At 36.5% G+C, this 24110-nt stretch carries 14 protein-coding genes; 6 read left to right on the top strand and 8 right to left on the bottom strand.

The features are described 5' to 3' along the window. The first annotated feature begins 209 nt into the window (after positions 1-209). Positions 210-2699: a bifunctional glycoside hydrolase family 9 protein/polysaccharide deacetylase gene (locus AC07XN_RS06215; protein ID WP_494742411.1), complete on the top strand. Its 2490-nt coding sequence runs from the start codon at positions 210-212 to the stop codon at positions 2697-2699. Positions 2700-2852: 153 nt separating this feature from the next. Here the strand turns inward: AC07XN_RS06215 and AC07XN_RS06210 are convergent, their stop codons facing one another. The 3 genes from AC07XN_RS06210 to AC07XN_RS06200 all read right to left on the bottom strand — a co-directional run bounded on the left by AC07XN_RS06210 (position 2853) and on the right by AC07XN_RS06200 (position 8842). After that, positions 2853-6572 (bottom strand): PVC-type heme-binding CxxCH protein, encoded by a 3720-nt coding sequence (locus AC07XN_RS06210; protein ID WP_494742410.1) that lies wholly within the window; start codon positions 6570-6572, stop codon positions 2853-2855. A 231-nt stretch (positions 6573-6803) separates the two neighbouring features. Next, positions 6804-7913: a Gfo/Idh/MocA family protein gene (locus AC07XN_RS06205; RefSeq protein WP_494742409.1), complete on the bottom strand. Its 1110-nt coding sequence runs from the start codon at positions 7911-7913 to the stop codon at positions 6804-6806. Positions 7914-8005: 92 nt separating this feature from the next. Beyond that, on the bottom strand, positions 8006-8842 hold the full coding sequence (locus AC07XN_RS06200) for a sugar phosphate isomerase/epimerase family protein (RefSeq protein ID WP_494742408.1): 837 nt from the start codon (positions 8840-8842) through the stop codon (positions 8006-8008). Between the two features lie 255 nt (positions 8843-9097). Here AC07XN_RS06200 and AC07XN_RS06195 point away from each other — a divergent pair, with 255 nt between their 5' ends. After that, complete coding sequence (locus AC07XN_RS06195) at positions 9098-9991, top strand: AraC family transcriptional regulator (protein ID WP_309921017.1); 894 nt, start codon at positions 9098-9100, stop codon at positions 9989-9991. Here the strand turns inward: AC07XN_RS06195 and AC07XN_RS06190 are convergent. Together AC07XN_RS06190 and AC07XN_RS06185 are read right to left on the bottom strand one after the other, a co-directional pair. Next, positions 9969-10412: a transcription elongation factor gene (locus AC07XN_RS06190; RefSeq protein ID WP_494742407.1), complete on the bottom strand. Its 444-nt coding sequence runs from the start codon at positions 10410-10412 to the stop codon at positions 9969-9971. The two genes, AC07XN_RS06195 and AC07XN_RS06190, sit on opposite strands and share 23 nt — an antisense overlap. Before the next feature lie 184 nt (positions 10413-10596). Next, on the bottom strand, positions 10597-11607 hold the full coding sequence (locus AC07XN_RS06185) for a GntR family transcriptional regulator (RefSeq protein WP_309921010.1): 1011 nt from the start codon (positions 11605-11607) through the stop codon (positions 10597-10599). Positions 11608-11995: 388 nt separating this feature from the next. Between AC07XN_RS06185 and rhaT the strand changes: the two genes are divergently transcribed. From rhaT to AC07XN_RS06170, 3 genes are all read left to right on the top strand, one after another. Then, positions 11996-13072, top strand: a complete 1077-nt coding sequence (gene rhaT, locus AC07XN_RS06180) for an L-rhamnose/proton symporter RhaT (RefSeq protein WP_309921006.1) — start codon at positions 11996-11998, stop codon at positions 13070-13072. Between the two features lie 446 nt (positions 13073-13518). Beyond that, positions 13519-14658 carry an FIST signal transduction protein gene (locus AC07XN_RS06175; protein ID WP_309921001.1) on the top strand — a complete coding sequence of 380 codons (1140 nt, stop codon included), beginning with the start codon at positions 13519-13521 and terminating at the stop codon, positions 14656-14658. Positions 14659-14663: 5 nt separating this feature from the next. After that, complete coding sequence (locus AC07XN_RS06170; protein ID WP_309920999.1) at positions 14664-16190, top strand: response regulator; 1527 nt, start codon at positions 14664-14666, stop codon at positions 16188-16190. Between the two features lie 71 nt (positions 16191-16261). Here the strand turns inward: AC07XN_RS06170 and AC07XN_RS06165 are convergent, their stop codons facing one another. Both AC07XN_RS06165 and recQ read right to left on the bottom strand, forming a co-directional pair. Further along, a complete protein-coding gene (locus tag AC07XN_RS06165; RefSeq protein WP_494742406.1) occupies positions 16262-19150 on the bottom strand; it encodes a PAS domain S-box protein in 2889 nt (962 codons plus the stop codon). Between the two features lie 492 nt (positions 19151-19642). Then, the gene (recQ, locus tag AC07XN_RS06160; protein ID WP_494742405.1) at positions 19643-21787 is read right to left on the bottom strand and encodes a DNA helicase RecQ; all 2145 of its coding nucleotides are present in this window, start codon (positions 21785-21787) and stop codon (positions 19643-19645) included. A 182-nt stretch (positions 21788-21969) separates the two neighbouring features. Between recQ and AC07XN_RS06155 the strand changes: the two genes are divergently transcribed. Next, a complete protein-coding gene (locus tag AC07XN_RS06155; protein WP_494742404.1) occupies positions 21970-23694 on the top strand; it encodes a M3 family oligoendopeptidase in 1725 nt (574 codons plus the stop codon). Positions 23695-23768: 74 nt separating this feature from the next. Here AC07XN_RS06155 and rpsJ read toward each other — a convergent pair whose 3' ends face one another. After that, a complete protein-coding gene (rpsJ, locus tag AC07XN_RS06150) occupies positions 23769-24074 on the bottom strand; it encodes a 30S ribosomal protein S10 (RefSeq protein ID WP_184135098.1) in 306 nt (101 codons plus the stop codon). Between the last annotated feature and the right edge of the window lie 36 nt (positions 24075-24110).

The raw sequence follows: 24110 nt of genomic DNA, 5'->3' as shown, positions 1-24110 counted from the left end.
CAAAAAACATTAAAATCTTTTAAAACTTGCTTTTCCAAGAGAAAATTCGGGATGACTCATGTTTACTGAAAAGTCAAAAAGAATTTATTTATTAAAAAGAATGAAACATTTTTTTTAATTCAGGACTATCACCAATCACACAATTTACTAATCGCTACTTAAGCTTGAATCTGAGAAATTAATACGCTAATTTTAAGATAAAAAGCTTCATGAAAAAACTATACTTTATCATTTTAACTTTCTTTTTATGTTATACTACGATTGGTCAAACTACTCAAAATGCTTGGATAAGAATTAATCAAGTAGGGTATTTACCACAATCACAAAAAGTGGGTGTTTGGGTAAGTAAAAACGAAGAGAAAGTAACAAGCTTTTCACTAATTGATGTACTGACGAAGAAGGTAGTTTTTCAGTCGAGCCAAATACAACAATTTGGCAAATACGCTTCTTTTCAATCCGCTGCTAGACTTAACTTTTCAAAATTTACCCAACAAGGCACTTATTATCTTCAAGTAGGACAAACCAAATCTCCAATATTTCGAATCAATGCTGATGTATATGAAGGTTCGGCGGATTTTGTGCTGAAATATATGCGTCAGCAAAGAAGTGGATATAATCCTTTCTTGAAAGACTCTTGCCATAAAGCTGATGGCTTTATCGTATATCATCCTGATAAACAAAAAGATTCTACGCATCTGGATGTATCGGGAGGCTGGCACGATGCTTCTGATTACCTTCAATACGTTACTACCTCCGCTAATGCTATTTTTCAAATGATGTTTGCTTACCAAGAAAACCCTGAGGTATATACCGACAAGCATGATGCTTGGGGAAATCTTGGTAAAAATGGCATTCCTGATATATTGGATGAAGCTAAATGGGGATTAGATTGGTTGGTGAAAATGAATCCCGCCAAACATGAGTTTTATAATCAACTAGCTGATGACCGCGACCACAGAGGTCTGCGATTGCCTAATAAAGACTTAACAAAATATGCCACCAACCAAGGCTTGGCCAGACCTGTATATTTTATTACAGGTAAGCCACAAGGGTTTAAATACAAAAACAGAACCACAGGGGTATCTTCTACAGTAGGTAAGTTTGCCTCCGCCTTCGCACTTGGTCATCAATTATTCCAGTCGTATTATCCAGCATTTGCTAAACAATTAAAAGAAAAAGCCATAGATGCCTACCAGTTCGGGAAAGAATTCCCAGGGGTTAGTCAAACAGCCCCTGGAGGAGCACCTTATTTTTATGAAGAAGACAATTGGGTGGATGATATGGAATTAGCGGCGACACAATTGTCTAATGTACTAACTGAACGGAAAATTGTAGATGAAGCTGCATCATTTGGCCGACAAGAACCTACTACGCCTTGGATGGGTGCGGATACAGCTAGGCATTATCAGTGGTATCCCTTTGTGAATTTAGGGCATTACTTCTTAGCCAAAAATACCACTCAAAAAACTTATTCAAAAGAGTTTAAACTATATTTAGAAAGTGGGATAGAGAAGGTTTTTCAAAGAGGAAAAAATACTCCTTTTCTGAATGGTGTTCCCTTTGTTTGGTGTTCAAACAATTATGTAAGTGGACTTATCACACAATTGGTATTGTACCGAAAACTTACAAAGAGTACAAAATATATGGAAATGGAAGCCGCCATGCGAGATTGGCTATTGGGCTGTAATCCTTGGGGAACCAGTATGATATGTGGTTACCCGAGTGCTGGAATATCACCGCAAGACCCTCATTCAGCTTTTACGCATCTATATAATTATAAAATAGATGGCGGTTTGGTAGATGGCCCTGTGTATGGTTCTATTTGGAATAAGCTGATAGGAATAACACTTTATCAACCAGATGAATATGCGCAGTTTCAATCTGACTTAGTAGTTTATCATGATGATTATGGTGATTATTCTACTGACGAACCAACGATGGATGGTACTGCTAGCTTGTCGTTTTTACTATCGCATTATGAGAAAGAAGGGTTGAGTCAAACCAACAGTAAAACAGAGAAAGAATCAGGTGGAATTATTAGAATGAATACTGATGAGAAGAAAATCTACCTAGCTTTTACAGGACATGAGTTTAATGATGGAGGTGAGATTATTGCTAAAGTATTGGATAAACACCATATTAAGGCTAATTTTTTCTTTACAGGAGATTTTTATAGAAATCCTGCTTTCAAGACTACTATTGAGAAATTGATTGCACAAAAAAATTATGTAGGTTGTCATTCCGACAAACATTTGTTGTATGCACCTTGGACAAACCGCGATTCTCTTTTAATCAATAAAGAGCAATTTACGACCGACCTTCAACAAAATTATGATGCCTTAGCGAAGTTTGGTGTACAAGCTAAACAGGCTCAGTATTTTATGCCTCCTTACGAATGGTATAATCAAACTATTGTCGATTGGACAAAACAAGCTGGACTTACCCTTGTTAATTATACTGCTGGGACTTCTTCTAATGCTGATTATACTACGCCAGAAATGCCTAATTATAAGTCTTCAGAGCAAATATTTCAACGGATATTAGAATATGAAGCAAGTGAAGCTAAAGGCTTGAATGGATTTATCTTATTGACCCACATAGGCGTTTCGCCAGAAAGGAAAGATAAGTTTTATGATATGCTAGATGAACTGATTCAGGTGTTGAAAGCTAAGGGTTATTCATTTGCTAAGTTTGAATAATAAGTCTGTAGCACGAGTTTCCAACTCGTAGCATTTGTAATATATAACAAGAAGCGTCACGACTTGGAAAGTCGTGCTACGGTGCGGTGATACAACAAAAAACCTCCACAAAATACATGTGGAGGTTTCACTAATTATTTTCAATCAAAAAAATTATTTTACTACTTTCATTATGCCGTTCATGATGCTCCAGTGCCCTGGGAAAGTACATACAAATGGATAATCTCCTATTTGTTCTGGTACTGTGAATGTCAGACGATATGATTCTTCTGGGTTAACCAAAGGCGTTGAAGCAATGATTTGAGGAATGTTAGGTACATAGTTTTTATCTAAAGCATCCTTTTGTGTAATCATTTTATTCGCTGCCTTTCCAATGATTTCTAACGATTTTGGTTTACCAATGACCAAGTTATGTTGCATGGCATCAGGGTTTTCAAAAACCAATTCAACCTTCGTGCCTGCCTTTACCGTGAATTCCTTTTTATCAAACTTCATTTCTTCCTTCACAGACTTTATCACAATCACCACCTTGTTGGCATCTACCACTTCTTCTTTTACTTCCCACACTTGGAATAAGCGTGCTAATTTAGCTTTGTTGTCAGGAGAAAGTGTTTTGCTTAAACTTGCCAAGAAAGCCTTATCGCTATCTTTTACCTGTGATTTTTTTCGATAGTTCCAGCCATCAGCCACTCCTTTAATCAATGAAGCAGCACTTGTTTCATCTAATTTTTGGCTTAGTTTCAATAAAGCCACCACAGAATCAGGAGAGGAAACGTTAGCATAGTTTTTCACTGCTTTTTCGATAGCGTAGTTCGACATACTCTTCGGAGCATTGAAAGTCAATTTTTGGCTATAAGCATTATTCTTCTCGTTATCTTCAGCAATGATATTTGTTTTGTCTACTTCTACAGAGATAGTATAAGTGCCTGCCATGTCAGATGTTAGCCCTAAATTGCCAGTCCATGCACCGTTATTATATTTATCGATGTTTACGCTTTCGCCTGCTGGAATACCTGCATTAAATGTATGGCTTACCAAGTCGAATTTTCTACCTACTCCTTCAATTCTGATATTAAGATTAATAACTTCTCCTTGAGCTAAAGCTACACCACCTTGGTTTTTCACTTCGATGTTGAATAAAGTATTTTCACCTAATGCAGGATTAGCAGGCATAAAGTTGATTTTACCAATTACTAAGTCAGGCTTGTTGCTAGTAGACTTAGTAGCAGAAGCTTTCTCATTTTGCATCATGGCCGCATGGTCGTGATGAGCAGGCATAGCATCTGTTTTTGCTTTTGTCGTAGATGCACTTTTTGAAAGAGTCTGCAAATATTTTTTAAGCAAAACTTGATTGTGACTAGTCAATACAGACGCAAAGGCATCAGGTAACCAACGGTCGTTTACCTCAGTTGATTGCTCTAATCTAGCTAACAAAACTTTCTCAGATTCTGCTGTCAAAGGCATTTCTGATAAAGCCAACAATGTATTTAATACCACTAAAGGTTCTTTGTCATTCAAGAGGTTATTGTTCAACAATATTTTCACAGAAGCCTCATTGCGTGGTAAAATTTGTACAGCAGTTTTACGAACACCTGAACATGGATGTGATAAACTAGCAACCAACGCTTGTTGTACTGCTGGGTCGTTTATTACGCCTAATCCTTCTAACGTACGCAAAGCATGAATTACACTAGGATTAATGCCTGCTTCGTCTAAAGATTGGTCTTTTGTGATTTCAATCAACGCTGGCACAATGTCTTTTTGTCCACGTTCAACTAACATACGCTGAGCATTCATTCTCCAGAACATATTCGTGTTCTTGAGTGCCACTAACAATTCTTGTGGACGGTCTTTCGATAAACTCAAAGGAGTATAGTTAGGAGCTTCTTTATAACTTACACGGTAAATTCTACCGTGCGTATAATTTCTCAAATCAGTTTCATAAGCATTTCCTTTACCCATTTCAAAACCATTTGGTTTTGGGTTATGTTGGATGATGAAAGAATACCAATCAGCAATCCAAACGGCACCGTCTGGTCCTACCTCCGCAAATACTGGCGATACCCATTCATCGGCACCTGCCAAAAGGTTAAAACCTTCTACATCACTGTAATCTGTACCATTCTTTGTCATTACATTCTGGTGCACTACGTGTCCAGTAGGTTCACAAACAAAAGCCGTTTTGTTCCAGTAGTTTTTCGGGAAAGCTCTAGCCGTATAAAAGTTATGACCAGCCGCCGCAGTATATCCACCAAAAACATCTACCTGACGAATTCTTGGTGTAATGGTTTTCATATCTTTATGCGTATCCGTGCTTCGGCTACCATTGTTTGATAAAGGTGCTAAAATATTTCTATGCGGAATAGCCATATACCAGCCATGTGAATTGTTGGCAGTAGAACCAAAAACATCGCCAGTTTCATTGAAAGCAAACCCCCAAGTATTATTTGAAGTGCTAGTGATATGTTCAAAATCAGAACCGTCGGCTTTGAATCTAAAGAATCCTTGAGCGAATTTAACGGAATCTTTTTCGGCAAATTTCCCTTGAAACCCTGCATATCCTACGCAACCCCAAATCCAGTTATCAAAACCATAATGCAAGTTTGATGGCCCTGCATGCGTATCAGAAGTGCCAAAACCAGAGAACAAAATTTTCTTTTCATCGGCTTTGTCGTCACCATCGGTATCTTTCAAAAATAGCATGTGTGGTGCTTGAGCTACAATAACGCCACCATTGGCAAAGACTAAACCTGTAGGAATACTTAGACCTTCTGCAAAACGAGTGAATTTATCAGCTTTACCATCTTTGTCGGTGTCTTCACAAATTAAGATATAGTCACTACCCCCAGTGTCTTTGCGTTCGTTAGGGTAATCTTTGGTGATTAGTACATACAAACGCCCACGCTCATCCCAAGACATAGCAATTGGGTGCATTACATTAGGCTCGTGGGCAAAAACTTCTAAATTAAAATCAACGGGTACTTGTATATGCTTAACAGATTCTTCTGGAGAAAGAGCTGCTTGTAGCAATTGTGGGTCAGGGCGTTTTTCGTAGTTAGGTAACTTTGCTGGGCTATATGAAAAAGCTTCAGGGTGAAGGGCAGCATGAGCAGCCTGTGCTTGTTCATCAACAGCCCAAATAATTCCGTTTTCTAATAGTTTTAAGAAATCAGGATTAGTCCATGTACGTTCGTCATGTCCGTAGGCTGTATAAAATACTTTTCCTTTTCCGTATTGGCGAGTCCAAGTGTAAGGTTCAGTTTTAGCATCTGGACGGTCTTTTGTTTGGTCAGCTTTGATGTCACGCGTCATCAAAACATTGTTGTCAGGCTGTAATTGGCTATGCAAATACGTTTCATCGAAGGCTTTGATACCTGAAATATCTTTTAAAATTGGACTATTAGGTTGAACAATATTCGCTCGGATAGTATCCATCGTGTGGCGCCAGAACTGTCCACCTACCATCTTAACATACTCAGGCGAATTTCTAAAACAGAAAGACGCACAGTGTATTGGCAAAATTCCTTTTCCAGAAGCCACATAGGCTAAGAGTGCTTTCTCAGCATCAGGAGTGATATTATCCCAGTTGGCATAAATCAGCAAGGCATCAAACTTATTCAAATTAGTCGTATTGATGTCTTCTAATTTATCAGTATAAGTAATGTTGATACCTTTATTCCCTAGAGCCTCCATCAACGTTGGTACGCGGTCTATCGGTTTATGATGGCCATTATCACCGAGGAATAACACTTCCAAACGACGGGCTTTCACCGTAGTTTGTTCAGCTGATTGTTTATTTTTTTTCGCTTTTTTCTGAGAGAAACCTATTAGGCAAGTCAGTAACAAGCAAAGACAAAACAGTGATTTTTTCATTTTTGATAATTGAATAAATTCATGGATTATTTAAATAAAATTGGATATTTGGCTATTGTGAGTATTTTTATGATACAAAAAGCTGACAATAGTACTTTTCATTCTTGTTAATTTTTACTGACTACCGTGGTCTGTGGCACACAGAACACAATTGATGCGAATGTAAATGTTCTGTGTGCCACAGACCACGGAGTCGGCATTCAAAATCTCAAATCCAATTGATTAAAAAACTCAAAAATCAGGAATATAAATAATTTCGCCTCCTTTTAAAGCTGATTCGTGTGATAAAATACCTACTGATGTCCAGTTAGCAGATTGTTCAGCATTTGGGAATGGGTCACGGTCTTCAACAATTGCCGAAACAAATTCATGTACAAGGTGCGGGTGCGAACCACCATGTCCTGAACCTTGTAAGAATGAAAGGTGTTGGTTTTCGTCAGTATCATATACGCCACCTGTCGTAAATACTTGAATTTCTTCTGGTAAATAATGAGCATAATCTGGCACCGTTACTTTCTCTGGTATTTCTGGCTCGGGTTTCTTAGCAGTATGCACTACGTGTTCTTCGTGTTCAATCAATGACCATTCAAAAGATTTTTTAGAACCGTATACTTCGAAACTCTCGCGATATTGGCGAGCTACATCAAATAACGAACGATATACTAATGCACTCAAATCTGAATCTTTGAATTTGATATGCGCTGATTCGATAGCAAAAGGAGAATTATAATGTTGGTGCAATTCCTCACGAATAGTTCCAGAACCAAAACATGAAACGTACTCTGCTTGTAGTTTTAATAAACCAGCTACAGGACCCACACAGTGCGTAGCATAGTGCATTGGTGGTAAGCCTGGCCAATAACCTGGCCAACCGTCCATATCTTGTTGGTGCGAAGCCTTCAAGAATTGAACCTTGCCTAGTTCACCTTTTTCATATAGTTCTTTTACATATAAAAATTCACGGCTGTACACTACCGTTTCCATCATCATGTATTTTTTGCCAGTTCTTCTGGTTGCTTCCACAATGGCTTTACATTCTTCTACAGAAGTAGCCATAGGAACAGTACAAGCTACGTGTTTGCCTGCATTCAACGCTTTTAAGCTTTGTTCCGCATGGTTATGGATAGGTGAATTGATATGAACAACATCAACAGCAGGGTCTGCCAATAAATCATCAAAGCTTGTATAACGCTTTTCGATATTGAAAGCATCACCGATGGCATTTAATTTCTCTTCTGTACGCTGACAAATAGCATACATATTAGTGTGTGGATGACGTTGATAGATGGGAATAAATTCAGCTCCAAATCCCAAGCCGACAATGGCAATGTTTAGTTTCATGATTTTAATTGTTAGTCTATTAAAAAAGTTGTGAGCAACTAGCTGTGAGCCTTGAGCTTTTTTTGTTTAGGCAAATGACAATTGCTCATAGCTCAAGGCTTATAGCTCATTGCTTGAATAAACTCCAAGCTTTCTTTCATCAGTGTTTCTTCGTTTTCAAACATCTTTCGCCAAATGTTAGCTACTGCAAGTTTTGAACTAAAGGCTTCTACTGATAAATAAGCGTTGTATTGTATTTCTTCTAAAGCGGTAAAAACGTCTTTCCAGTTTACATTACCTTTTCCTACCGTGCTTCTGTCGTTCTCGGATAACTGTACATGTACTAAATGCTTGCTTAGTTTTCTGATAGCATCTCCCAAGCTTTTCTCTTCAATATTGGCATGGAAAGTATCAAACATTATTTTGCAATATGGATGATTGATGTCTTCTACTAATTGTAAAAGTTCATCAGCACAAGAAACCAAGTAGCTTTCAAAACGATTGAGGTATTCTAAGCCTAGTACAACTCCCTTTGTTTGTGCATAATCTGCTAGCTCTCTTAGGTTTTCTACGGCCCAATTCCATTCTTCCTCTGTAGCAGGTTTGCCTGTAAAATGACTTAGTGCTGAATGATATGGTCCCGTTAATAACTCTGCTCCCAATACTACCGCACAGTCGATAGCCTTTTTGTTTCTTGCTAAAGTAGCGGCTCTCATGACAGGGTCAGGGCTAATTTGATTGAAGTCTGGACCACATATTGTCACCGCGATTCTATCTAAGCCTAACTCGTCCAATTTTGTACGCCATGCTTGCCAATGCTCAGGGTCAACATCAAAAATTGGTACTTCTACCCCTGTAAAACCAATTGCTTTTATTTGTTCAAGAACAGGGAAAAGACTTTCGTCAATGGTTGTACCCCATAAAAGCAGATTCATTCCGTATTTTTTCATAATTAATTTAAGGTGACTTATCAGAAACCATATCTTTACTGCGAGCCTATGTTTAAAATAAAGTCCCTGATTTTCAAAGGTTAAGCAAAAAACTTAAAAGCTTTGCTAGTTTAAAGTTTATTAAACAGATAAGATTTTTTAACAATACAAAATAATCTAAAAAAAGTCATAAAAAACTCCGCTGTTTTGATTAGTTTTGACTGTATTTTGATATTTTTGTTATTAACATTCATAATTATAGTAAAAAAATAGGTTTTGAAAAGTCCATTAAACAAAAGCATAGAATCGCCCAATCATTCTTTTACTATCAAAGAATTGAAGGAACCATACTTTGACCCAAACTGGCATTTCCATCCGCATTATCAGTTATTTGTAGTATTGGAGGGTACGGGAACACGGTTTATTGGGGATAATATCAAACACTTTGAAGCAGGAGATATGGTGTTTGTAGGGCCTGACTTGCCCCATCTTTGGCGGAGTGACGAAATATATTTTCAGGGAAATCATGCGTTAAAAACACATGGTATCGTGGTATATTTTACAGAAGATTTTCTTGGGAAAGATTTTTTTGAGAAATATGAAATGACTAAGCTGAAGCACTTCTTTTTAAATGCTAGTCGCGGGTTAGAAATCACCGGAGGCTTGCATGATAAGATGCTTACTTTCATGAAAGAGCTATTGCCCTTGCAGGGCTTTGAACGGGTGTTGAAATTATTAGAAATGCTGAATCTATTAGCGAACGCTAGTGAATATGAATTTATCAGTAGTGTTGGGTATACCAACCCTTACAAAACTTCAGAAACAGAACGAATGCATAAAGTACACGAATATGTACTGAATAACTATCGAGCTTCTATTAACTTAACAGAAGTGTCGTCTTTAGCGGGCATGGCACCTGCTGCTTTCTGCCGTTATTTTAAGGCAAGGACGAATAAAACTTTTTCTGATTTTGTGAGCGAACTTCGTGTAGGCTATGCCTGCAAATTGTTGATGGAAGATAAATTGAGCGTAACACAAGTATGTTATGAAAGCGGTTTCAATACTTTATCAAACTTTAATAAACAGTTTAAAGATTTAAAAGCCCAAACGCCATCGCAATTCAGGCTAGCCTTTGGGGATACTTCATTTAAAAAATCTCCTCAATCGTAGCCTCTTTACCTCTAAAATTAAACGTTTCTCCTTTGCCTTTACCCATCAGTAAAGCTCCAATGGGGGATTGTGGTGAAATTATCATAATACTGTCGTTACCAATCTTACAGATGCCCACGCTAACAGCTAGGAAATAATTTCCGCTAGACGTTTTAAGATAAGCCCCAACCGCTCCTTTTTTAAAGGTAAGGCTCATGTCAATTCTTTCTACAATGGCTTTTTCTCTTTTGGCTTGTTCGTGCATCAAGCCATGCATATCTCTATCGAGTTGCCCCATTGCTCGTGAGGTTTCGTATTTATCCCCAGCTGACGATTTAGATTCTTCATTGGCAGAAGCCTGAGCTGCCTGCATGGCATCGTAGGAGGTTTGTATTCTTTGGTCTAAAAAGTTTTTTATATAATCGACAATCTGTTCTTTCATATTTTTGTAGCTATCAGCTTTGAGCTATGAGCCTTTAGCTTATTATTTTTATAGGGGAGGGGCTCAAGGAGGAATGGTTATTACTCATCTGTAAAGAACATATCAGCTTTGAGTAATGAGCTATCAGCTTTTTAAACAGCGACAGATAAAAGCTCATAGCTCACTGTTCAAAGCTGATAGCTACCTAAAGCGTTTCTCTCCGAATCATATAAAATGGATTCTTGATTTTTATTTTTTTATTGTCCAACAGCAATGCTGCCGCAGTTCTACCCATTGTTTCAAAATCTGTGGTGACCACCGTAATTCCTAAAAGTTCTTTCAAAGTAGTTTCGTTAAAAGAAACCACCCCGATTTCAGTGCCAAGGGTATAGCTCGACTGTCGTACTTTTTTGACCAATTCTGCTAAATCATGTTCTTCCACCACCACATAGGCAGTTTGGGGTATCAAAAATGTTTCATCGGCATTCTCTCTGATGATAAATTCTTTGTGTGCATTCACACAAAAATAACGAACACCTCGTACAATATCTACAGGATAGTTGCCATCGCTAGGGAAAACCAATACTACTCGGTGATATTTAGCAAACAAATCATTGGCGCTTTCTAGTGCTTCTGCTACATCTCGCTCAAAATCCTGATAGACTGTCAAGCACTCGTGTTTGTATTCAGGCAAATCTTTATCAAGGAGTACTAATTCATCAGAAGGGATTTTTTCCAAAGCCTTCATGGCAATAGCCTTTTCCGAATCTGGGAAAAAATGAGGCATCACTACGTAATAATTATACTTGCCAAGGTTCTTATCGATGATTTCATCAAAAAGACGAGCATTATAATGATGAATTTGTAAATCAACAGATGCTTTATCACCCAATACTTTCAAGAAAGCATAGTATATTATTTTTTTGTACGAGCTTAATTTATTGAATATCAAAAGAATACGCATTTTTCTGCTTTCTCCGCTATTTACATAATACCCTTTGCCTTGTACAGAAGTAATAAATCCTCTTTCCTTTAATTCACGATAGGCTTTTTCTACGGTGTCGCGTGCTAAGTAATATTCCTCACTAAGTTCACTAATAGAAGGGAGCTGTTCGTTTTTCTTCAATACATTGCGTTCAATATCCGAAATAACCGATTGAATAATCTGCTTGTACTTTGGTGTTTTATCGCTTGGATTGAGTTTGAGCTGGTACATATTCTTAGAAAAATCAGTTCCCTACCATTTCGTTTAGAATGAGGTTTAGGGCTGAAAATTAATTTGGGCTATACATTCTTTGAATTTAATCTTCTGAGCAGGGAAGTGCATGATAGTTCCCTTTTGTTTTTGGTTTATCCTTGTAAAATTTTATACGATTCCAAGAACCAAATTTACAAACTATTATTTCAAAGAACTAGAATTATAAAAATTACTCAAAAATTGACACTCAATTTCTTCGATGATTTTAAAAATGTTCTCCTAATATGATTTGTAGTAATTCTTGATATCCACTGAATAATTAAAAATACTTTTTTCTTATAAAACTGTAAACACAATGGCCTTTTTGATGGAGTGTTTACCTAGTTAAATTCAAAAATAATTGATTATGGGAGCAATTTTGGGCGTTATTTTTCACTTTATTGGTGGTTTTGCATCTGGGAGTTTTTATATTCCTTATAAAAAAGTTAAAGGGTGGTCATGGGAGAGTTACTGGATAGTAGGAGGGGTGTTCTCTTGGTTAGTAGTACCTCCTTTAGCAGCCTACCTTACCATTCCAGATTTTTCTTCAATTATCGCTAGTAGCGAAGGCAGTGTTTTATTCTGGACATACACGATGGGCGTTTTGTGGGGAATTGGTGGATTAACCTATGGCCTAGGTGTAAGATATTTGGGTATATCATTAGGTAGTTCAATTATTCTAGGTCTTTGCTCTGTGTTTGGGTCAATTATTCCTTCTATCTATTACTACTTTAATAAAACCGCTGGAAAAGATACTATCTACGATTTGATTTCTACTAACTGGGGACAAATGGTATTACTTGGCTTAGCAGTTTGTGTTCTTGGGATTGTGATTTGTGGTAAGGCTGGTAGCAGAAAAGATAAGGATTTAGCAGGACAAGTAAATGCTGACAACCAAGAATTTGATATTGTAAAAGGGCTTACTTTTTCAATCATCTCAGGTTTATTGAGTGCTTGTTTTAGTTTTGGTATTGAAGCAGGTTCGGCGATGTCTAACATTGCTAATGAAATTTGGGTAACAAACAACCCTGGCCAAGGCGAGTTTTTGTATCGTAACAATGTGGTTTATGTAGTGATTCTTTGGGGGGGACTAACCACCAACCTAATCTGGTGTGTTTACTTAAATTTTAAAAATAAATCTTTTGGTGACTATACCAATGCTCAGACTCCTTTATTGAAAAACTATGTCTTCTGTGCAGTGGCAGGTACTACGTGGTTTTTACAATTCTTTTTCTATGGTATGGGCGAAAGTAAGTTAGGTAATGGCCCTAGCTCTTGGATACTTCACATGGCATTTATCATTTTAGTAGCCAATTCTTGGGGCTTGGTACTAAAGGAATGGAAAGGTGTTTCTAAAAAAACATTATCTACGATTCTGGTGGGTATCCTAACAATTATCATTTCTGTATTAATAGTAGGGTATGGCAATTCGTTGAAAAGCTAAGAATTTTTTTATAAAAAAGATGAGCATCTGGTTTAAAACTTGATGCTCTTTTTTTATGCCCAAAATTGGTTTATGCAAGGATACAATTAAAATAAACGTTGAATATTTTTGATAAATGTATCTTTTATTAAGGTCAAAAAATAATCTATCTAAAATGCTTATTATTTAGGGTAACATTTGTTGATTAGTGAAGGATATCATCTACAAAATTTTATTTGAATATGAAATACGCATAATATCTTTTTTTTAAGAATAGTAGTATCTTTGGGTTTAAGGACAAATTTTTATGTAATTTAGAGAAGAGTTTCTTCTCTTTTTATCTATCAATCAGAGATTTGAGATAGGCCAGTGGTTGTTTATCTATCGTAATTTGATAATTGGTTTAGAGAAAATATTTCAATGAATAATAATGAATAATATCGATTAAAACCTAACCTTAATTTACTATGAAAATCCAACAAAGCGTATTCAAAAACAATCAGTGGAAAAGTATCTCTGAAGGCAATGATTTTGTTGCCTCAAATGCAAATTTGGTTCTAGCCTTTGGCGAACGAATTTGTCTCGAAACAGTTAAGCCCTATCAATATCTTAAAGATTTATACCCTAATGCAGATATCGTAATTAATTCTACCTCTGGAGAAATCTATAAAGATTCCGTTCACGATGGTTCAATTATCGTAACTGCTATACAATTCGAAAAAACACTTGTTAAAAGTATTGCTATAGATATTCAAAGCCATTATGAAAGTGGAAGTGCAGGTGAAAAAATAGCTTCTGGTTTAGAAGGAGAAGACCTAAAAGCCATTTTTATTATTTCAGATGGTGCTAAAGTAAATGGAAGCGAATTAATTGCTAGTTTGAACCACAAAATCAATGAAAATATTTTGGTTTCTGGTGGTTTAGCAGGCGATGGAGCAAGGTTTGAAAAAACATTGGTTGGTCTCAACAATGGCCCCGAAGAAGGGAAAATCGTTGCTGTAGGGCTTTATGGAGAAAATCTCAGATTAGGTCATGGAACCATGGGTGGCTGGGATGGCTTTGGCCCTGAACGCAGAGTAACGGAGTCTGAATACAATACATTATACAAAATTGGAGACATAGCTGCGCTAGATTTATATAAAGAATACCTTGGAAAATATGCAGAGGGACTTCCAGGAGCAGCTTTGCTTTTCCCTTTAGCTATGCGTGAAACCGAAGATTCAGAACCAGTAGTAAGAACAATTCTCTCGATTGATGAAGAAAAGAAGAGTATGACTTTTGCTGGCGAATTACCAAAAGGCTCTTTGGTGCGTTTTATGAAGGCTAATTTTGACCGTTTAATTGATGCTTCAGCCAAAGCTGCCCAAGATTCTATTCAACCTTTTGAAGATTCACCAGAATTAGCCATTTTAGTGAGCTGTGTAGGAAGGAAATTAGTACTTGGACAAAGAACTGAAGAAGAGGTTGAGGCGGCTCGTGAAATAATGGGTGATGATACTATTATTACTGGTTTTTATTCATACGGAGAGATTTCACCCCTAAATCCGAATGCGCGTTGTGGATTGCATAATCAAACCATGACGATAACCACACTTTCTGAAAATTGATTATAATGAATAATACAACATTTCATCGCTTACTTGCCAAGCAAATAAAAAAGCATTTATCAGAAGAATGTTTGGAAAACGAAAACTTCCAGGCTTTTATAAAGGCTGTTAATGACTCATACCTTAGTTTTGATAGAGACAAAGAATTATTTGAACATTCTTCTTTGTTGAATGATAGAGACTATGCTGAAATCAATACTAAACTGAAGGAAGAAATAAAACAAAGACGCCTTTCTGTTGAAAAGTTGATTGAAGCTATTTATTCGTTAGAAGTAAATGAAAGCTCAGAGGTAAAATCTTTAGATCCTGATAATCTACTGGAATTGATGGATTTCTTAAAAATTCAAATTGATAATCGTAAACAACTTGAATTTGATCTCATACGCTCGAAAGAAGAAGCTGAGGCTGCCACTCAGGCAAAATCAGAATTTCTTTCAATGATGAGTCACGAAATTCGTACTCCTCTGAATGCTATCGTAGGGCTTACTTATTTGATGCAACAAGAAGAAGTATCAGAATCGTTGGCTGAAAATTTAAAAATACTTCAATTCTCGACGAATAATTTACACGTACTTATCAACGATATCTTAGATTTCAGTAAGATTGAAGCGGGTAAAGTTGAGCTTGAGAATGTTCCGTTTGATATTAAACAATTGATATCAAACATCAAAAAAGCTAATCAGATTAAGGCTGAGGAAAAAGGAAATAAAATAAAATTAATGATTGATGATGATGTGCCGAATGTGGTAGTCGGCGATGCCTTGCGTTTAGGTCAAATCATCACAAACTTAGTTTCCAATGCCGTTAAGTTTACTAAAAATGGAAGTATAACAGTAGAGCTGGCTCAACAAAGAAGAACGGCAACGCATGTAACACTGGATATTTCTATCACTGATACGGGGATAGGTATTCCATTTGAAAAGCAAGCAATGATTTTTGATAAATTTACGCAAGCCAACTCAGAAACTACTCGTCAGTTTGGTGGTACTGGCCTTGGCTTAGTGATTACAAGAAGCTTGTTGCAATTACACGGCAGTGATATTAATCTTGAAAGTGCGGAGGGTAAAGGTTCAACATTTTATTTTACATTAGACCTAGAAATAGGTACAGAACTAAGAGCAAAAGTGTCAAGTGAAGGACACAATGAATTGTTGAACGAGCATACCTTAAAAGGAGTAAGGGTGCTTTTGGTAGAAGATTATCCGATGAATATCAAAGTGGCCACTAAATTCTTAGAACGCTGGCAGATTGTAATTGATGTAGCTGAGAATGGACAACTTGCCTTGGATAAATATGAAAAAGGGAAGTATGATTTAATATTAATGGATATTCAGATGCCAGTGTTGGATGGATATTCTGCGACAGCAAAAATTAGAGAATCAGATACGGATATACCAATTATTGCCTTAACGGCCTCTGCTACCTTGAATAATCAAGACAGGGCATTTTTGGTTGGTATGAATGACTATGTTACCAAGCCATTCAACCCTAATGAGCTTTTCCAAAAGATTGCAAAATATAGTTATAGATAAATAGTCGTTGTAACCTAAAAAGGGCGTTTAATGAATTTTCATTAAACGCCCTTTTTAGGTTAAGATGGTTTTTATAAAGTAGCTTGAAGCTTATTTAGTTCTGCTTTCAATACGGGAATACTTTCGCTTAATTTAATCTGAAAAGTATTCCAATGTGCCAAGATTCCTTCATATTCTGGATTTTCTTTGATTTTCTTTTCCATCTTAATCAAATACCTTTCTAACTCTGTTAATCCTACCATTCCTAAGGTTGGTTTTAATTTATGCGTAAGTTTTCTTAACTCCTCCCATTTTTGGTGATGAATCAGATCTGTGAATTCATTGAAATCTGGTAGTACATCCTCTAGGAATGTCTGAAAAATATCCGCTGCATATTCTTTGTCCTCTCCGTAAAGGTCTTCTAAACGTTCCTTATCAAGAACAATGCCCTCGTTGTTATCATTGCTGGTGGTACTATGAGACGGCTCTTCGGGTACAAGAACAGCATACTCAGATTTTGTACTTACATAATTCTGAATGACACTCAATAAGTGATTCGGAGAAAAAGGCTTAGTCACAAAATTATTCATTCCTACTTCAAATGCTTTATTTTTTTGGTCAAGCATTGCTGAAGCCGTTAAGGCAATAATAGGAGTATTTTGATTGATGTTTTGAGTATTTCGAATCTTAATTGTGGCTTCGTATCCATCCATATTTGGCATTTGGATATCCATCAAGATAATATCAAACTGTTCCTTTTTAGCCTTTTCAACAGCTTTCCTTCCGTCAGAAGCGATGGAGTAAGTAAAATGCCATTTGTTCAATAAGCTACTGATGTATTTCTGATTCATGGCATTATCTTCAGCAACGAGTACCTTGCACGATGCTAGGTTACTGCTCGCTTCCTTAATGACATGATTATTTTTGATGACTTCTGTCTTAGCCTTTTGGAAAGGTAAAGTAACAATAAAAGTAGTTCCTTCTCCTTCTTTACTCTTCACCTCGATGGTTCCGCCTTGTAGCTCTACTAGTTGCTTCGTAATGGCTAAGCCCAGTCCTGTCCCTTTATGTTTATGTCCTTGTTCAGAATCTACTTGTTTGAATTTCTGAAAGATTAAATCTAATTTATTTTCAGGAATACCAATACCTGTATCCGAAATCTTGAATTCAATCCAACAAGTTTCTAGCTCTTCCCTCTGAAGTTTTACCATCACATCAATGCTTCCTTGTTCCGTAAACTTTTCAGCATTGCCTATGATATTCAGCAATATTTGATTCAGCAATAAATCATCGCCTAAATAGTTGCCACTTATTTTTACATCCGTTAATAAATTGATTTCAACTGGACTACTATCAAGTTTTATTTGGAAAACCCTCTGGATAGTACGGAGTAATCCGACCAATTCAAAAGGATGCTTGTGTATCTCTATTCTTCCTGCTTCTATTTTTGCCATGTCCAATAAATCTGAAATAAGACTGTGTAAAAAATCAGCTGATGTTTTTAATATATCCAAGTATTCAAATTGCTCATTTGTCGGACGTGTATCAAACATCAAGTGGGTCATACCAATAATAGCATTCAGAGGCGTGCGAATTTCATGGCTCATATTTGCCAAGAATTGCTTTTCTGCTTGTCTGGCTTCCTCAGCAATTATTTTAGCTTTTGCTAATTCTTGTTCAAGGAGCTTTCTTTCAGTAATATCATAATGAATGCCCATAGAGGCTACTACCTCGCCATGTTCATCCATGATAGGCGCACCGCTAATTAATACCCAGATAGGCGTTCCGTCTTTTTTAATTAAGGATAATTCATACGAGCTTGCCTCTCCTTTTTCTCTTTCTTCTTGGCGCTCGTCAACAATATTTGTTTCAGCTTCTGGTAAAAATAATTCTTTGGCATTTTGCCCAACAAGTTCTTCATTAGTATAGCCCAACATTTCGCAGAAACGGTCGTAGGCTCTTAGGATTGTATGGTTATTATCAACTTCCAACAAGCCTAATTCCATATTATCTAAAATACCTCTATATTTTTCTTCACTTTTACGAAGTTGCTCATGCGCTAAATATTTATCAGTTACGTCGGAATAATTGAATAAGTGCCCTTTGTATTGGCCTTCAAGAAAGATAGGAATATAGTTTCTTTCTACGATTCGGCCATCTATCAACTCAATTTGTTCGTCTATTACAATTTCTCTTTTATTTAAAATCTCTTCGACTCTAATAACAAATTCTTCAGGGTTTTTGAAAAGTTTTTTTACATCATCTACTAGTGTAAAGCAATTAATTCCCACAAGGTCTTTAGGTGCTTTCTTGATTTTAAACAAGTCACAAAACAGTTGATTGGTTAAAATGATTGTATGATGTTCATCTTCTACCAAAACGCCTTTTTGCAGATTTGAAATCAAATTTCCAAACCGAGCTTGGGTAGCTCTCAGGGTATCTTCAGTTGTTTTTCGTTCTGTAATGTCCCGTGCAACGGCTACTAATTCAACAGACTCGTCGTCGTTTTCAATGCGTCTTACGTTCTGACCAATCCACACTATTTGGCCAGATTTTGATTTTATAGGAAATTCATTATAAGTAGTTTCTTCCTTATTCTGAACCATTTCCGTATAGAAATTAATAAGGGGTTCTTGATACGCTGGTAAAACTAAAGTCGTGAAATGTTGTCCGATGATTTCATCTTCAGAAAAGCCTAATCTTTCTTTTACAACTGGATTAACATACGTAAAGTAGCCATCCACAGATACCTTATAAATAATATCCTGAACAGACTCTATTAAATGACGATACCTTTTCTCTGTTTTTTGTAATTCACCAACAGTAGTTTTTACTTGCTGCTCAAGACTTTGGTTAAGTATTTGTAATTTTTCAGTGGTCTGGTAGAGTTCCAAAGCCTTTTTTTCCAAGATACTCTCAGTTTCTTGATGAGCTTGTTTTTCTAGCTCTATTTGACGCTTGAGCTTTTCTATTTCTTCCATATTAATTTTTACACAATCAAAGGTTTTTCCTTCAACCCCGCTAGTTGGGATATATAAAACATAAAATATTGCAAAATATTAGACTTTATAAAAGCTTAATATTTATTTATCATACAGCCTATAGGTTGAAATTTTTAAATCATACTTTTAAGTAATTTAAAAATGGTTAATGGTACTAGATAATTACATTTATATATGGTTTCTGTTTATTCAATATGCTTGTGTTTTATTGGGAAAAGACAGGTTAGCTTAAGATTAAAACTAAAATCCGTAGAGGTTTTTTTAAATGCTAAAATTAAGTGCCAAATGGAATTCCGGAGTTTAAAAATTAATTATTTTGTACTGAATTTATGAGGTTATAGGGGCTTACATAGCTTTATAAATGGCTATGAAATTTAGCATTTTTTTTGTTAAAAATATGTGTAGTTACAATAATTATACAAAATAACATTAAAGTTTTACTTTTTATAAAAATATCTTGATAATAGCTTTTTATTTTACCTTTTCTGAAATTAAAAGTGCTATTCTTATCTTATGATATTCATACTTTGCATCCATTGCTTCAAATAAAGGTTTTATAGGGTCGCCTTTTTTCACATTCATTACTTTGGCTGCTCCCATTATTTGTTCATATTCAGCTTGGGTGATGAAGGCTGAAATATCAATGTTTTCTCCGTCTTCATACAATTTGGCAAGATGTGAAAAAATAGTAACAGGATTCAAATTTCGTTGTTCAGCAATTTCTTCTACCGAAAAACCTTCTTTATACAATTGAAAAGTGTAATGATGGGTATCGATGCCTGTAGCATGGCTACCTTTTGGAACAGTTTTCAGAAAATTTCTAATTTCGAGTAAGAAAGCCTCGCCAAATTGTCGATATTTCTGTTCACCTACTCCAGAAACATTCATGATTTCTAACTGAGTAAGGGGCTTTTTCTGCGCCATATCTGACAGCGTAGCATCCGAGAAAACCACAAACGGCGGAATGTTTCTATCATCTGCTATTTGTTTTCTTAGTACTCTCAAACGCTCAAACAAGGCATCTTTAATGACTTCTTTTTTGCTTTTCTCTTTTGGTATATTGGCTTCGCGTTCGGCTTGTTTTTCTTCAAAGGGTCTGTAACGTACCAATTGTACTTTTCTGCCTTCTTTTAAGATAGCCCAAGACGCCTTATTGAGCTTATAAGCATGGGCTTCATCATAAGCAATATCCATGACGCCCGAATTCAGCATTTGTTGTAAATAATCTGCCCACTCATCCGCTTTTAATTCTTTTCCCGCACCAAAAGTTTTGATTTCATGGTATTTATGTTCGATAATTCTTCTGTTATTCGACCCTCTCAGAATATCAATCAACATACTCATAGCGATGTTTTCACCTGTACGGGCGATGGCCGAAAGGGCTTTTTGGGCTATTAATGTAGCATCAAACCTAATCGGTGGATTTTTACAAACATCACAGTTGCCACAATCAGTTGTAACCTCTTCGTTAAAATAGCTCAAAAGGATGCGTCGCCTACAAATTTCTGCTTCGGCATATTGTTTCATCCGCTCTACTTTGGCTACTTGTACTTCTTTCATCTCAGCAGGCAATTCCGAAGTAGCAATCATATCTTTCCTGACCAATAAGTCATTGTAAGAATAGAAAAGCAAGGTATCCGACTTTAATCCATCACGCCCAGCACGACCGATTTCCTGATAAAAACTTTCTACATTGGATGGCATCGAATAATGGATTACCCAACGCACATTCGATTTATCAATGCCCATCCCAAATGCTATAGTCGCTACTATTACTTGAATGTCATCTTGAATAAATTGATTTTGCACGGTAGAACGCTCATTAGCAGGCATTCCTGCATGATAACACTTAGCATTAATGCCTACTTTTTGTAAGGCTTCGGCTACGGATTCAGTGTTTTTTCTACTCAGACAGTAAATGATACCACATTGCCGAGGATGCTCTGCAATAAAGTTTTGAATAATTTTAACACGATTTCTCCCTGCTTGTACAGCCAGCGAAAGATTGGGTCTATCAAAAGAAGAAATGAAAACTTTGGCATCGGGAATGCCCAATTGAGCTAAGATGTCTTTACGAGTCACTTTGTCGGCAGTAGCCGTTAAAGCAATCATGGGTACATTCGGTAATGCTTTTTTTAATACACTCAGTTTGGTGTATTCTGGTCTGAAATCATGCCCCCATGTAGAAACACAATGCGATTCGTCAATGGCAAACAGGCTTATATTTAACGAAACTACCCATTCTAAATATCCTTGTGTAAAGAGTTTCTCAGGAGAAATATATAATAGTTTTAGCTCGCCATTTCTACATTGGCGTTCTATACTGCTTTGTTCTTGGGTAGTTAATGATGAATTCACATACTCTGCCGCAATGCCATTAGCCTTTAAAGCTTGCACTTGGTCGTGCATTAAAGCAATTAATGGTGAAATCACTAAGGTTAAGCCTTGCATCATCAAGGCTGGAATCTGAAAACATAATGATTTTCCACCGCCCGTCGGCATCAACACCATTGCATCTTGGCCATAAAGGACCCAGTCAATAATATCTGCTTGTAATGGTCTGAAGGCATTGTAGCCGTAATATTGTTTAAGGACTTGTTCTTTGGTGAGTGACATGAATTTTTACCGAACGTAGGAGTTGTTTAAATGGCATTTTTATGCAATTTACATTTTTCAAGTGATTTTTGCTTAAGATTAGGGCAATGAAACAAAGTTCTATTACTTTTGATAAACAAAATTTAACATAAGAGTAGCTTGAAATCTGATCAATAGCTACCTACTTCTTTGATTAAAATAAAATGACAAAATCCATAAACATTAATCCACCAATCCGTAAATTTTTAACGGCAGATTTTCAATTAAGCACTTGGGAGAGTGTAAAACCTTTATTTGATAATTTAGTAGAGCGTACTATTAATAATGCAGAAGATTTACGAAAGTTTTTCACTGATCGTTCTGAATTAGAAAGCTACCTTTCTGAAAACTTTGCTTGGCGTTATATCAAAATGACTTGCGATACGGGCGACAAAGAAATCAAAGCAAATTTTGATCATTTTGTGACCGAAATACAACCTCATTTGGCTGAATACGACGATGTTTTGAATAAAAAGACGTTGGAAAGTCCATTTCTGGATGAATTGACTGATACAGGTTTTGACATTACGATTAGAGGAATGAAGAAATCGACCGAAATCTTCAGAAATGAAAATATTACGCTGTTTACTGAAGTCCAGAACCTTTCTAGCCAATACCAAGCGATAGTAGGAGCGATGACGGTTGAGTTGGACGGACAAACCAAAACTTTGCAACAAGCAGGAGTTTTCTTGGAAAATACCGACCGTTCTTTAAGAGAATCTGTTTATAGAAAAATACAAGAACGCCGTTTTCAAGATCATGAAAAGCTGGACGAGCTTTTTAATAAATTGACGGCTTTGCGTCATCAGATTGCCTTGAATGCGGGGTTTGAAAATTATCGTGATTATTCTTTTGCCGCACTAAAACGTTTTGATTACACAACTGCCGATTGTTTTAATTTCCATGATGCCGTAGCTGAAACCCTTGTTCCGATGTTGAACAATTTAGCGAAGGAAAGAAAAAGTGCTTTAGCTGTTAGCGAATTACGTCCTTGGGACAAAGCCGTTGATGCAAAAGGTCGCCCAGCGTTACATCCTTTTAAAGGAGGAGAAGATTTATTGAATAAAACCATTGAGTGTTTTACACAATTAGACCCTTTCTTGGGCGAATGCCTGACCATTATGAAAGGTATGGGGCGTTTGGATTTAGAATCAAGAGTTGGCAAAGCACCCGGAGGATATAATTATCCATTAGAAGAAACAGGTTTTCCATTCATTTTTATGAATGCCTCATCATTGATGCGTGACGTAATTACGATGCTTCATGAGGGCGGCCATGCGGTGCATTCTATCGTGACGAAAGACTTGATGTTGAATACTTTCCGTAATTTCCCTTCAGAGGTAGCAGAATTAGCTTCGATGTCGATGGAATTGATTTCGATGGATTTCTGGAATGTGTATTTTGATAACGAGGAGGAGTTAAAGCGTGCTAAAATCCAACACTTAGAAGACATCATCAGTACACTTCCATGGGTAGCAACGGTTGATAAATTTCAGCACTGGATTTATGAAAATCCAACGCATACGGTTGAAGAACGTACCAAAGCTTGGGTTAATATCTATGAAAAATTTACTGATTCTGTAACGGATTGGTCTGGCTTAGAAAACTATAAATCGTGGATGTGGCACCGTCAGTTACATATTTTTGAATTGCCTTTTTATTATATCGAATATGGTATTGCACAGTTAGGCGCAATTGGCGTATGGAAAAACTATAAGGAGAATCCAGAAAAAGGCTTGGAAGGATATTTGAATGCCTTGAAATTGGGTTATACCAAACCAATGCGTGAGATTTATGAGGCGGCCAATATTCCATTTGATTTTTCAAAAGAACATATTGCTTCATTGATGGATTTCGTGCAGGCTGAATTAGCTATTTTGAAAAAGTAAGCATGCTCCAAAACTAAAAAATCCCTTTTAACAATGTTAGAAGGGATTTTTTGTATGTATCAAAGCAAGGAAAACTACACCTTGATTTCAACATCAACACCTGAAGGCAATTCTAATTTCATTAACGCATCAACTGTTTTTGGAGAAGATGAGAAAATGTCAATTAGACGCTTGTAAGTACATAATTGGAATTGTTCACGAGCTTTTTTGTTAACGTGTGGAGAACGCAAAACTGTGAATTTTTCAATTTTTGTAGGCAAAGGAATTGGTCCTGAAACCACTGCACCTGTAGCTTTAACCGCTTTCACGATTTTCTCAGCCGATTTGTCCACTAAAGTGTGGTCAAATGACTTCAATTTAATTCTGATTTTTTGATTCATCGAATTGGTACGTTTAAATGATTTGATTCCCTCAAC

It is taken from the genome of Arcicella sp. GW458-12-2-14-TSB2 (assembly GCF_059423785.1).
This window is presented reverse-complemented; position numbering and strand designations above follow the sequence as displayed.